This window comes from Salinisphaera japonica YTM-1, from assembly GCF_003788585.1.
In the GTDB taxonomy this organism is placed as follows: domain Bacteria; phylum Pseudomonadota; class Gammaproteobacteria; order Nevskiales; family Salinisphaeraceae; genus Salinisphaera; species Salinisphaera japonica.
Genome location: NZ_AYKG01000034.1, coordinates 1 through 12,940 on the forward strand (window position 1 = coordinate 1; position 12,940 = coordinate 12,940).

Consider the following 12,940-nt stretch of genomic DNA (forward strand, 5'->3'; position numbering starts at 1 on the left):
AGACCGGTCGCCGCCGAGAAGCCCGGATCGAGAACAATCGATCCGGGTTTTTTTTCGCGCGTCAGGTATGCAGGCGAACCAGAATGTCCTCGTAGATTCGCGATAGCGGCTCGATATCAGCCGCCGGGATCCGCTCGTTGGCTTGATGGATCGTGGCGTTGGCCGGGCCCAGCTCCAGTACTTCGGCCCCGGTCGGGGCAATGAAGCGCCCGTCTGACGTGCCGCCGCCGGTCGACAGCAGAGGCGGGTGGCCGCAGACATCGATGATTGCATGTCGTGTGGCCTCGATCAGCGCACCCTCGCGCGTGACAAAAGGCTCGCCGGACAATCGCCAAGTGAAGCTGGCCGGGTCAATGCCGTGTTGTTCAGCATAAGACTCGGCGATCTCGCGCAGGCTCTGCTCGCTTTGCAGCGTGGAAAAGCGCCAGTTACAGGCCGCCTCCGCCACGCCGGGCATGACGTTCTCAGCACCCGTACCGGATGTGAGATTGGATACCTGGAACGAGGTGGGCGGAAATGCCTCGTCGCCTTCATCCCAGACGTGGGCGATAAGATCATTCAGCAGGCCGACAAGCCGATGCAGGGCGTTATCGCCCTTGTGCGGGTAAGCCACGTGACCCTGGCGGCCAACCACACGAATCTGTGCGTTCAAACTGCCACGACGCCCGTTTTTGACCGTATCGCCCAGCGTGGTCTCGCTGGAGGGCTCACCCACGAGGCAGCGCTCGATGGTTTCGCCGCGCTCTCCAAGCCAGTCGACGACGGCTCGCGTGCCGTCCACGGCCGGGCCTTCTTCATCGCTTGTGAGCAGGAATGCGATACGCCCGTGGTGGTCGGGATGGTTGTCGCGAAAGCGTTCTGCGGCACAGACCATGGCCGCCACCGACGATTTCATGTCGGCCGCGCCGCGGCCGTACAGCCAGCCGGCGTCGTCGATGGTCGCCCCGAACGGATCATAGGCCCAATCATCGGCCGGGCCGACCGGGACCACATCCGTATGGCCGGCCAGGCAGGTAAGCGGGCCGTGATCGCCGGCCACCGCCCAAAGATTGTCGACTTCACCGATACGCAGATGCTCGACGGCGAAGCCAGCAGCGGCGAGCCGGTTTCCAATCAACGCCTGACAGCCGGCATCGGCCGGCGTGACCGAGGCACGCTGAATCAGCTCGCGCGCCAACGCCAGGGCCGTGTCTCCGGTATCAGTCGGCACCGGCGAGCACCGTTTCATAGCGTGCCGATGAAAAGCCGGCCAGCGTGGTCGTCGATGTTTCGAGGATCGGGCGTTTGATCAGCGTCGGATGTTCGGCCAGAACCGGCAGCGGATCGGCCTCGGCGGCCCGACGCGTGGCGTCGTCGAAATCACGCCAGGTCTTGCTGCGCTTGTTGATCAATGCGCTGTCACCCAGCGAATCCCGCCAGGCGGCCAGCCGCTCGTCTGATGGCGGCTCGCGTCTGAGATCCACGAAGGTATGCTCGATGCCGGCTGCGGCCAGCCATTGCCGGGCCTTGCGACAGGTATCACAGTTCGTGATGCCATAGAGATGAACGCTCATGGCTTACTCGACGTTGCGCAGCAGGTCGTTGACGCTGACCTTGGCGCGCGTGCCCTCGTCAACCTTCTTGACGATGATGGCGGCATTGATCGAATACCGACCGTTATCGCGCGGCAGGCTGCCGGCGACGACGACCGAGCCGGGCGGCACCTCGCCGTGAATGATGGTGTCAGCTTCGCGGTCATAGATCGGCGTCGAGGCGCCGATGAATACGCCCATCGAAATCACCGAGCCCTTGCCGATTCGTACGCCTTCGACGATCTCGGAGCGTGCGCCGATGAAGCAGCCGTCCTCGACGATCGTGGGGGCGGCCTGCAGCGGCTCGAGCACGCCGCCAAGCCCCGCGCCGCCGGACAAATGCACGCCTTCGCCCACCTGGGCACACGAGCCCACGGTGGCCCAGGTATCGATCATCGAGCCGCGGCCGACATAGGCCCCGATATTCACGTAACTAGGCATGAGAACGACGTTGGGCGCAATATGGGCACCGCGGCGGACCGTCGCCGGCGGCACCACGCGTGCGCCCTGGGCCTTGAAAGCGGCCTCGTCGTAGTCGGCGTATTTCGACGGTACCTTGTCGTAGTACTGCGTGAACGCACCGTCAACCGGTTGATTGTCACGCAGACGAAACGACACCAGCACGGCTTTTTTCAGCCACTCGTTGACCCGCCAGCCATCAGCCGTTGGCTCGGCTACACGGGCCTCGCCAGCGTCCAGCATGGCAAGCGCGGCTTCAACGGCGTCGACGATTTCGGGATCTGCACTCGTGGGTGAAAGCTGATCACGATTGTCGAATGCGGTTTCGATGATCGTCTGAATATCGGCCATGGGGCGTGTCCTTTGCTAAGGCTTGAAAAGCGATGGCGCAGCAGTTTACGCGCCCTGACTGGCTTGCGAAAAGATACGACGTCTAGGGGGCTGTTGCCGTTTCGTACGAGCGCCGCGTTGGTGCCCAAAATCTGGCGAGGCAAGGCGCGAGCCACGGGTCGTGGCGCGCCACGACCAAGGTGAGCAACGCCGCATGGCCAGATTTTGGGCCCAACCCTTCGGGACAAGCGCTGTTGTGTGGCAATCCAGCGTTCTAGCCCACTGCGCGACAATGACTGCGCGGCGCGGGCCACGCCTCGTCTTGCCACAAAACAGCGCTTGGCGCGGGCTCGTACGAAACGGCAACAGCCCCTAATGCTCTGAGCGATCCAGCTCAGTGGTCATGGTGCGGCGTAGCTCGCGCAGTACGGCGTCATCGGCAATCGCTATCTGTTGTCGATCGGTGACGAAGAACACGTCCTCGGCGCGCTCGCCGATCGTGGCGATCTTGGCGGTCTCGATCAGAATGCCGCAGCGATGAAAGACATCACCGATGATCGACAGCAGGCCCGGCCGGTCCGCGGTGATGATTTCCATGACCGTACAATCGCGCTCGGTCGCCGCCGAGAAATAGATCTGGGTCGGCACGTTGAAATAACGATTGCGCCGACTGGCGCGCCGGGTTACGTCGATACTCTCGACCGTGGGATCGGCGATCGCCTCAATCAGAGCGGCCTCGACCTCTTGGCGGCGGAAATCCTCGCTGATCGGCTCGCCGGAATGCTCGGATACCACATAGGTGTCCAGCGTATAATCGTCGCTGGTGGAGTTGATGCGTGCATCCAGTACCGACAGGCCGAGCTGTGCGAGCACGCCGGTGGTCACGCCAAATAAATAATCCCGGTCGCGGGTATACACGAACAGGGTGGTGCCCTGATCAGGGATATCGGTCAGCGTGACCAGTGGGGCATCGTCATCGCCGTGCTTGATGATTGCCCGGGTCTGTCGGGCGATCTCCTCGGGGCTGTGGCGCAGAAAGTATTCGGGCTCGAAGCGGGTCCACAGCGTTTTGAAATGCGGGGTGTTGATGCCGGCGCGGGTCAGCATGGCAGCGGCGGCACTACGGGTTTCGGCTACCAGTTCGTCGCGATCCAGCGGGTCGTCCAGGCCGCGCTCCAGCGCGCGCCGTGTATTCATGTAGAGATCCGTGAGCAGGCTTTCCTTCCACGAGTTCCAGAGTTCGGGGTTGGTCGCACGGATATCACAGATCGTCAGGATGAACAGACGATCCAGGCGCTCACGCGTGGCCACTTCGCGTGCAAATTCGTTGACCACCTCGACATCGTTGATATCTCGTCGCTGCGCGGTCATCGACATCAGAAGATGCTGGCGCACCAGCCAGCAGACCATATCGGTGTCCTCGGAGGAGATACCGTGTGCTTCACAGAACGCCCGGGCATCCGCCGCGCCGAGCTCTGAGTGATCACCGCCTCGGCCCTTGGCGATATCGTGCATCAGCCCGGTGATACACATGATCTGCGGCTTGTTCAGCGCCTGCATCAGCTCGCTGGCAAACGGCAGTTCATGGTCGAAGCGCGACAGCGACAGGCGCCGGATATTACGGATCACGAACAGCGTGTGCTCGTCCACGGTCAACGTATGGAACAGGTCATACTGCATACGCCCGATGATCTGGCCGAAGTTCGGCAGATAACGGCCCAGAATGCCGTAGCGATTCATGCGCCGCAGGGCACGGGTGACGCCACTACGCTGGCGTAGAATCTCGGTGAACAGTCGCCGGCAATGTATTGAATTGCGGAAGGTTTCGTCGATCAAGCGACGATCACGGCGTATCAGGCGCAGCGTGCGTGCCCGGATGCCTTGCAGCCCCGGGCGCGTCTCCATGAGATAAAAGATCTCGAGCAGGGCAGGCGGGTGTTCTTCGAAGACTTTTTCGTGCGTGACCTCGATGAAGCCGTGACGCGACTGGAAGCGTTCGTTGACCGCCCGTGGACGCTCGTCGTCGTCATCGATATGCAGGATCGCTTCGGAGAAAAGCTGAAGTAAAATATCATTAAGCGCGGATAATGCTTTGATATTCCTGTAATAACGCTGCATGAAACGCTCGACGGCCAGCGTGTTTTCGGCATCGTTGTAGCCCAGCATATGGGCGATCTGGATCTGATGGTCGAACAACAACCGGTTCTCGTTACGCCCGGTCAGCACATGTAGCGCGAAGCGCACGCGCCAGAGAAACGACTGGCCGCGATGCAGGTCGTTGTATTCACGCTCGCTCAAGAAGCCGTAGTCGACCAGGCCATCCAGCGTCTGGGCCGAGAACTGACGCTTGGCGACCCAGGCGATGGTTTGAATATCGCGCAACCCCCCGGGCGACTCTTTAACGTTTGGCTCGAGCTTGTAGGCGGTTTCGTCAAAGCGCGCGTGACGTATCTGCTGCTCCTCGACCTTGGCGCTGAAGAAATCCGCGGAGGGCCAGACGTGCTCGGCCGAGGTGGCGGCCCGCATACGAGCGAACAATGCCGGGTCACCGGCCAGTACGCGGGATTCCATCAGGTTGGTGATAATGGTCAGATCACCGCGGGCCAACTCGGCGCACTCGCTCGGTGTGCGCACGGCGTGTCCGATCTCAAGGCCCAGATCCCAGAGATGGGTCAGAAATCGCTCGATGCCGGGCTTGGCGGTATCGAACTGATCGGCCTGATAGAGCACCAGAAGATCAATGTCTGACTGTGGCAGCAATTCGTTGCGCCCGTAGCCACCCACGGCCACCAGGCATGCATGCTCGGTGGCCACGAGCTGGGCCCAGCTCTGGCGCAGCACGGCGTCGATGACCTGGCCGCGCGCCCGCACCAGCCGGGTGATCGTGGCTTCATCGGCGGTGAAGGCCTCGGCGATGCGGCGCTGACCTTCAGCCAGCGCACCGCGTACGGCTTTTAGATCAGTGGTGTCCAGCGCGGCCAGGCCGTCGATGAAGCTGTCCCAGCCGGCAAGGCCGGCATGGGCCGGTGTATCCGCCGTGGCAGGTGTGGTCATGTCAGGACGCGGCCTGTTGGCTGGGCGTGAGAATCTCGACGCCGGTATCGGTCACGAGGATGGTGTGCTCCCACTGGGCGGATAGAGAGTGGTCCTTGGTGACCACGGTCCAGCCATCGGGCAGAAGCTTCACGTGGCGCTTGCCCGCGTTGACCATCGGCTCGATGGTGAAGGTCATGCCGGGTTCCAGGCGCATGCCGGTGCCGGCCTTGCCGTAGTGCAGCACCTGTGGCTCTTCGTGAAAGCCGCGCCCGATGCCGTGGCCGCAGTATTCGCGAACCACCGAGCAGCGCTCGGATTCGACATATGCCTGTACTGCGGCACCGATATCGCCAAGTGTTGCCCCGGGTTTGACGGCCTCTATGCCGACATAGAGTGCTTTTTCGGCAACGTCGGCGACGCGCTGGGCGCGAACGGAAGGCTTGCCGGCAAAATACATACGCGATGTGTCGCCGTGGAAGCCGTCTTTGATGAGCGTGACGTCAATGTTGACGGCGTCGCCTTTCTTGAGCTGCTTGTCACCGGGGATGCCGTGACAGACCACGTGATTGACCGACGTACAGACCGATTTCGGAAAGCCGTTGTAGTTCAGCGGCGCCGGTGTGGTGCCCAGGGTGTCGACCATGAAATCGTGGCACAGCGTGTTGAGCTCGTCGGTGGTTACGCCGGGCACGACATAGGGGCCGATCATGTCCAGAACCTGGGCGGCCAGGCGCCCGGCCTCGCGCATGCGGGCCTGTTCTTCTGAAGTCTTTATGCTTGCACTCATCGGGCAACATCCTTGCCAGGGGGGCTTCGGCCAGGGCGCACCCTGGCCTCGTCAAGCAGGCTATGGTATAAACCGCCGGCGCTCGCGGCAATCGCGGGTGTGTCGGCGCCGCCGACGATGCATCAAATACAGTCCAAATACACACGCACGTCGACACATGAGGCGGGGTGCCCGCTCAGGCGGGTTGTCTCATGGGACGTTGCGGAGGCCAAACCCTGGAGACAATCAATGAGTGATATCAGCATGCGCCAGCTGCTCGAAGCCGGCGTGCATTTCGGTCATCGTACGCGTTACTGGAACCCGAAGATGGCGCCGTTCATTTTCGGCCATCGCAACAAGATCCATATCATCAACCTTGAAGAGACGCTGCCGCTCATCAAGGACGCCTACAACTACATCAGCCGTCTGGCCGCCAACGGCGGCAACGTGATGTTCGTGGGCACCAAGCGCGCCGCGCGCGAAGCCGTTGGCAAGCAGGCACAGCGTGCTGGCATGCCGTTCGTCAACTATCGCTGGCTCGGCGGTATGTTGACCAACTTCAAGACGGTCAAGAACTCGATTCAGCGTCTGCACGATCTCGATCAGATGATCGAGGACGGCTCGATTCGCAAGCTCAACAAGCGCGAAGCACTGGATCTGTATCGTGAGCGCGACAAGCTCGAGCGTTCCATCGGTGGCATCAAAGAGATGACCAGCCTGCCGGACGCGCTGTTCGTCATCGACGTTGGCTTCGAGAAGATCGCCATCGATGAAGCCCGCAAGCTGGGTATTCCGGTCGTGGGCGTGGTCGATACCAACTGCTCGCCGCAAAACATCGACGTGGTCATTCCGGGTAACGACGACGCCATTCGGGCGATTCGTATCTATACCCAGATGGTGGCCGATGCGATCCTGACCGGGCGTGGCAGCAAGGGCCAGTTCTCCGGTGACGAGGATAACGTCGTCGAGACCCAGGAAGCCGGCGATCAGCACGAGCCGGGCAAGCCCGCCGAAGCACAGGCCGAGTCCAAGGCCACGCAGAACTCGGTGATCCAGGAATCGCAGGGCGAAGCCGAGCCGACCGCAACCGCATCTCTGGGCGATGTGGCTGCCGTGCCGGCCGAAGAGCCCACCGAGGTCGACCCGAACAAGGCCGATCAATAAAACGCGATTTCTCGCGGTCGCCGATCACGGCGACCGCGCTCTATCTATTATTTCTGGAGTGAAACATGGCTATTAGTGCCGCTCTGGTCAAAGAGCTACGCGAGCGCACCGGCGCTGGCATGATGGAGTGCAAGAAGGCACTCACCGCCACCGATGGCGATATCGAAACCGCGGCCGAGAACATGCGCCGCGAAGGCCTGGCCAAGGCTGACAAGAAAGCCGGCCGTGTGGCTGCCGAAGGTCGTATCGCCGCGGCGACCTCGACCGCCAAGGACGCCGCTGTTCTGGTCGAAGTCAACTGCGAGACCGATTTCGTCGGCAAGAACGAAGATTTCGTCGCGTTCGCCAACGATCTCGCTGCTCTGATCCTCGAAAAACAGCCCATGTCGGCTGAAGAGGTCAACGAGCTGCATCTGGCCGGTCAGACCGTGGACGAACGTCGTCGCGAAATGACCGCCACGCTGGGCGAGAAAATCGAAGTGCGTCGTTTTGCGCGTGTGGAGGCCGTTGGCGGCAACCTCGACGTGTATTCCCACGGCGCGCGTATCGCCAGTGTGGTGGCCATCGAGGGCGGCGACGAATCGCTGGCCCGTGATCTGGCCATGCACGTGGCTGCCAGCAATCCGGCCTTCCTGTCCACGGAAGACGTCCCGGAAGAACGCCGCAACGCCGAGAAGGAAATGTTGATGGCCCAGGCCCGTGACTCGGGCAAGCCGGACGACATCATCGAAAAGATGGTCGAAGGGCGTCTCAACAAGTTCCTAGGCGAAATCACCTTGATCGGCCAGCCGTTCGTCAAGGACCCGGATATGACCGTGGGCAAGCTTGCCGCGGACAAGAACGCCAAGATCACGGCGTTCGCTCGTCTGGAAGTCGGTGAAGGCATCGAGAAGAAAGAAGAGGACTTCGCCGCCGAGGTGAAGAAACAGGCCGGCGCTTCGGCCTGATCGCGGTCTCGCGAAAAAGCCGGCTGCTGATCGATGCAGCCGGCTTTTTTATGTCCACAATCCGCAGACCGCCACGTCAACACCGGCGCGCGATGCGCGCTGGGGTCGTATTTCTACTTCAGCAGATGCGTTTTTGTCTGCCATGCCTGCGGTCATCGCGGCATGGGTGTGACATAATCCGCGCGTTTGCCACCAGCCAGGCCGTGCGCTCATGACCGATAAACCGATCCCCGCCTATCGTCGCGTTCTTTTGAAATTGAGCGGTGAAGCACTGATGGGCCGCGGCGAATACGGCATATCGGCCGATGTCGTCGAACGGCTGGCCGGCGAGATTCGTGAGCTGGTCGAGGCGCGCGTGCAAGTTGCGCTGGTGGTCGGGGGCGGCAATATTTTTCGCGGTATCGGCCTGGCCGGGCGCGGCATGGATCGCGTGACCGGTGACCAGATGGGCATGCTGGCCACCGTGATCAACGCGCTGGCTCTTCAGGATGCGGTCGAACACGCGGGGTTGAACGCCCGTGTGATGTCGGCGGTGCGGATCAACCAGGTTTGTGAAGACTATATCCGGCGCCGGGCGATACGACACCTGGAGAAAGGCCGGGTCGTGATATTCGCTGCCGGCACCGGCAACCCGTTTTTCACCACGGATTCGGCGGCCAGCCTGCGCGCGATCGAGATCAACGCCGATCTGATGCTCAAGGCCACCAAGGTGGACGGCATCTACAGCGCGGATCCGTTTACCGATACGAGCGCAACGCGTTACACCCATTTGACCTATGACGAAGTCATCGACCAGCGCCTGGGCGTGATGGACACCACGGCGATTGTGCTGTGCCGTGACAACGGCATGCCGCTGCGCGTGTTCGATATCAACAAGCCCGGTGATCTCATGGATATCGCGATGGGCGGCGATGTCGGCACGCTGGTCGACAACAACCAAACGAGAGCCAACCGATGATCGATGAAATCTGCCAGGACGCCAAGCAGCGCATGGACAAGAGCATCAACGTGATGCATGAGGACTTTGCCAAGATCCGAACGGGGCGGGCATCCACCTCGCTGCTGGATCACGTCACGGTCGAATATTACGGCATGGAAGTACCGCTGAATCAGGCAGCCAACGTGGCCACCGAGGATGCGCGCACGATTTCGATCATGCCCTACGAAAAGACGATGGTGCAGAAGATCGAAAAAGCCATCATGAGCGCTGATCTGGGCTTGAACCCCTCCACGGCCGGCGCAGTAATCCGGATCGTGTTCCCACCGATGACCGAGGAACGCCGCAAGGACATGGTCAAGATTCTGCGCGCCGAGGCCGAGGATGCCCGCGTTGCCGTACGCAACGTACGCCGTGATGCCAACGCGGACTTCAAGGAATTGCTCAAGGAAAAGGAGATCACCGAAGACGAGCAGCACGGCGGTGAGGCGCGTATTCAAAAGCTCACCGACGAGCATGTGGCTCGAATCGATCAAGCGCTGACTGACAAGGAACAGGAGATCATGACGGTCTAATGACTAGCGGGGAGGGGCAAGGGCAAGCCGTGGCGCCGCGACATGTGGCGATCATCATGGACGGCAACGGGCGCTGGGCGCGCGCACGGGGATTGCCGCGTGCCGCCGGCCACCGTCGCGGTGCGCGTATCGCACACGATATCGTGGCCGTGGCCTCCAGGGCGGGCGTCGAGGCCCTGACGCTGTTCGCGTTTTCGAGCGAAAACTGGCGCCGGCCGGCACACGAGGTGCGTCTGCTGCTCGATCTGCTGCGACGCACGATCAAGAAAGAGCTGGCCGCCCTGCATGCCAACGGCGTGCGCCTGTCTTTCGTGGGCAGCCGGGACCGTTTTCCCGATGGTTTGATCCGGGAGATGGATCACGGCGAACAGCACACGGCCGGTAATCACGGGTTGCAGCTGAATATTGCGGTCGACTACGGCGGGCGCTGGGATGTCGTGCGCCGCGCGCGTGAACTGGCACGCCGCGTGGGCCAGGGCGAGCTGGCCGTCGACGATATTGATGAGCATTGTTTTGATACGGGCATGAGCCTTGCTCACTGTCCGGCTCCGGATCTGTTGATTCGTACTGGCGGTGAGTCGCGCCTATCGAATTTTCTGCTCTGGGAAACCGCTTATAGCGAGCTGTATTTCACTGATGTGCTGTGGCCGGATTTTTCCGACGAGACACTGCATGCGGCGATTGATTGGTTCGCGCGCCGTGAGCGGCGTTTCGGTGATGTCGCGGCCGGCGTGCCGCGGCGCTAGCCTGTAAACACGAACCGGCGCGCGGGGCCGGCCAAGAGGCGCTGCTGGCTCATCTGATGACTATTGGTGGGCCAGGGCTGATAGCGCATGCCCGCCGTTTTTAACGTCGCCTTCGTATTCGGCACCGACAGGCCCAACTATGCTCAAGACACGGATTCTCACGGCACTCGTTGCCTTGCCGCTGGCCATTGCCGCCATCGTATGGCTGCCTACCGGTGGCCTGGTAACGGCCGTGGCCGCGCTCATGCTGGTCGGGGCCTGGGAATGGGCCTCGATGATGGGCGGCGATCGGGGTCAGCGCGCGTTGTTCGTGGCTCTGGTGGCGCTCGTCATCAGTGTGTTCTGGGCATTGGCCGGGCCGGCATTTGTCAACGGCGGTGGTGCCCTGATCATCGGTGCGGCCTGTGTGTTCTGGGTTGGTGTGGTCGCATTGCTGGCACGATTCCCGAAGGCGTGGACGGCCACGCTCGGCCAGCCCGGCTGGGCCATGATCGCCGGCTGTGTCGTGCTGGCCGCCCCGGTGGCGGCACTTGGCTATATTCATCATCAGGATCAGGGCGCATGGCTCATACTGGTGCTGTGTTTCATGATCTGGGGCGCGGATACCGGCGCGTATATCGCTGGCAAGACATGGGGACAGCGCAAGCTGATCCCGGCCGTCAGTCCCGGCAAGACGCTTGAAGGGGCTTATGGCGGGATCGCCGCGGCGATGGCGTTCGGCGCGTTGGGCGCGTTCGTTCTTGATCTGTCGGCTCTGCGTATACTGGGCTTCACGGTCATGGGGACCGCGATTGCGCTGGTGTCGATCGTGGGCGATCTGACCATCAGCATGTTCAAACGCTCGGCCGGTCTGAAAGACAGCGGAGCGTTTTTTCCCGGGCACGGCGGTGTGCTGGATCGGCTGGACAGTCTGATCGCGGCAGCGCCCTGGTTCGTTGTCGGTCTATGGCTGCTCGCCTGATCGCCTGTACCTGCCGTGCGCGTTAAACCCGCGACGTTCCTTCGGCCCTCGAGCACGACGACATGAGCCAGCTTCTCGTCTCTGTATTGTCTTTTCTCGTGGCCATCGGTGTGCTGGTGGCGGTGCACGAGTACGGGCATTACTGGGTGGCGCGCCGGCTGGGCGTACGCGTGCTGCGTTATTCCATCGGCTTCGGCCACCGGGTGTTCGGCTGGACGAGTCGCAAGACCGGTATCGAGTACTGGCTGTCGGCGCTGCCACTGGGCGGCTATGTCAAGATGCTCGACGAGCGGGAAGCCCCCGTGGCCGAGGCCGACAAGCCCTTTGCCTTCAACCGCGTGCATCCGTGGCGACGGATCGCCATCGTGGCAGCCGGGCCTGGTGTGAACGTGTTGTTCGCGATTCTGGCTTATTGGCTGGTGTTCATGATCGGCGTGCCGGGCATGAAGCCGATCATCGATACGCCTGCCGAGGGCTCGATCGCGGCACGGGCCGGATTGGCATCGGGCGATGAGATCACCGGCATCGGCGGCCGCACGATTGCCGACTGGCAGGACCTGCGCATGACGCTGGTCGAGCGCGGCCTGGATCAGAATACGGTCGAGGCCGACGTGCGCACGCCGGGCGGGGCCGAGCGACGTGTCTCGCTTGATCTGCAGGGTGTGCCGGCCGAACCGGATCAGCTGTTCAAGGCGCTGGGCCTTGATCTCTACCAGCCGCCGGCCACACCGATTCTCGATCGTGTCGTGTCGGGCTCGCCGGCTGCGCGTGCCGGCCTGGAAAGCGGCGATCGGGTGCGCGAAATCGACGGTCAGGCGATCGATTCGCCCGGCGGGCTGGTCGATATCGTCAAGGCGCATCCGGGCGAGACGATCACGATGACGATCGAACGCGATGGCCAGCCCCGGCGTGTCGAGGTGGCACTGGCCGCGGTGGCCGGTGAGAAAGACGATACGCGCCAGGGCCAGCTGGGCGCGGCGATCACCGTCGACCCGTCGGTCTTTGAAGGCATGCGCACCACCCGGCAGCTCGGCCCGATTGCCGCGATTCCAGCGGCCACGGCGCGCACCTGGGAGCTGACCGCGCTCTCGGTTCGTTTGATCGGGCGCATGATCGTGGGTGATATATCGTGGCGCAACGTCGGCGGTCCGATCCAGATCGCGACCGTGGCCGGCCAGAGCGCGTCGGTCGGCGTTGTGGCGTTCATAAGTTTCTTGGCATTCATCAGCATCAACCTGGCGCTGATCAACCTCTTGCCCATTCCGGTATTGGATGGCGGGCATCTTCTGTATTATGCGATCGAATGGATTCGGGGCCAGCCTTTATCAGAGGCGGTACAAGCTGTCGGTCAGCAGGTCGGAATGGCGGCACTGCTACTGCTTATGACCGTGGCTTTCTATAACGATATCCTGCGCTTGCTCGGGTAGCGGAGCTTTATATATGGCTGG

Annotated in this window: 12 protein-coding genes; 7 read left to right on the forward strand and 5 right to left on the reverse strand. The window is 62.2% G+C overall.

Annotated elements, in window-relative coordinates:
• Positions 1-61: 61 nt before the first annotated feature.
• The 5 genes from dapE to map form a co-directional block, all read right to left on the reverse strand.
• Positions 62-1,228: a succinyl-diaminopimelate desuccinylase gene (dapE, locus tag SAJA_RS10380; protein WP_123658609.1), complete on the reverse strand. Its 1,167-nt coding sequence runs from the start codon at positions 1,226-1,228 to the stop codon at positions 62-64.
• Entirely contained in the window at positions 1,200-1,553 is a 354-nt protein-coding gene (locus tag SAJA_RS10385) for an arsenate reductase family protein (protein WP_123658610.1), read from the reverse strand. Before SAJA_RS10385 ends, dapE begins: the two co-directional genes overlap by 29 nt.
• A 3-nt stretch (positions 1,554-1,556) precedes the next feature.
• Positions 1,557-2,381 (reverse strand): 2,3,4,5-tetrahydropyridine-2,6-dicarboxylate N-succinyltransferase, encoded by an 825-nt coding sequence (gene dapD, locus SAJA_RS10390; protein WP_123658611.1) that lies wholly within the window; start codon positions 2,379-2,381, stop codon positions 1,557-1,559.
• Between the two features lie 351 nt (positions 2,382-2,732).
• Positions 2,733-5,414: a [protein-PII] uridylyltransferase gene (glnD, locus tag SAJA_RS10395; protein WP_123658612.1), complete on the reverse strand. Its 2,682-nt coding sequence runs from the start codon at positions 5,412-5,414 to the stop codon at positions 2,733-2,735.
• Between the two features lies 1 nt (position 5,415).
• Entirely contained in the window at positions 5,416-6,183 is a 768-nt protein-coding gene (map, locus tag SAJA_RS10400) for a type I methionyl aminopeptidase (protein ID WP_123658613.1), read from the reverse strand.
• Positions 6,184-6,411: 228 nt separating this feature from the next.
• On the opposite strand from map, the gene rpsB reads away from it, so the two are divergent.
• From rpsB to rseP, 7 genes are all read left to right on the forward strand, one after another.
• Positions 6,412-7,326: a 30S ribosomal protein S2 gene (rpsB, locus tag SAJA_RS10405; RefSeq protein ID WP_123658614.1), complete on the forward strand. Its 915-nt coding sequence runs from the start codon at positions 6,412-6,414 to the stop codon at positions 7,324-7,326.
• Between the two features lie 65 nt (positions 7,327-7,391).
• Positions 7,392-8,273 carry a translation elongation factor Ts gene (gene tsf, locus SAJA_RS10410; RefSeq protein ID WP_123658615.1) on the forward strand — a complete coding sequence of 294 codons (882 nt, stop codon included), beginning with the start codon at positions 7,392-7,394 and terminating at the stop codon, positions 8,271-8,273.
• Positions 8,274-8,484: 211 nt separating this feature from the next.
• Positions 8,485-9,231, forward strand: a complete 747-nt coding sequence (pyrH, locus tag SAJA_RS10415; protein WP_123658616.1) for a UMP kinase — start codon at positions 8,485-8,487, stop codon at positions 9,229-9,231.
• Positions 9,228-9,785 carry a ribosome recycling factor gene (frr, locus tag SAJA_RS10420; protein ID WP_123658617.1) on the forward strand — a complete coding sequence of 186 codons (558 nt, stop codon included), beginning with the start codon at positions 9,228-9,230 and terminating at the stop codon, positions 9,783-9,785. Before pyrH ends, frr begins: the two co-directional genes overlap by 4 nt.
• A gap of 29 nt (positions 9,786-9,814) precedes the next feature.
• A complete protein-coding gene (gene uppS, locus SAJA_RS10425; protein ID WP_245963294.1) occupies positions 9,815-10,531 on the forward strand; it encodes a polyprenyl diphosphate synthase in 717 nt (238 codons plus the stop codon).
• 139 nt (positions 10,532-10,670) lie between these two features.
• On the forward strand, positions 10,671-11,492 hold the full coding sequence (locus SAJA_RS10430; RefSeq protein ID WP_123658619.1) for a phosphatidate cytidylyltransferase: 822 nt from the start codon (positions 10,671-10,673) through the stop codon (positions 11,490-11,492).
• 62 nt (positions 11,493-11,554) lie between these two features.
• Positions 11,555-12,919 (forward strand): RIP metalloprotease RseP, encoded by a 1,365-nt coding sequence (gene rseP / locus SAJA_RS10435; protein ID WP_123658620.1) that lies wholly within the window; start codon positions 11,555-11,557, stop codon positions 12,917-12,919.
• The last annotated feature ends 21 nt before the right edge of the window (positions 12,920-12,940 follow it).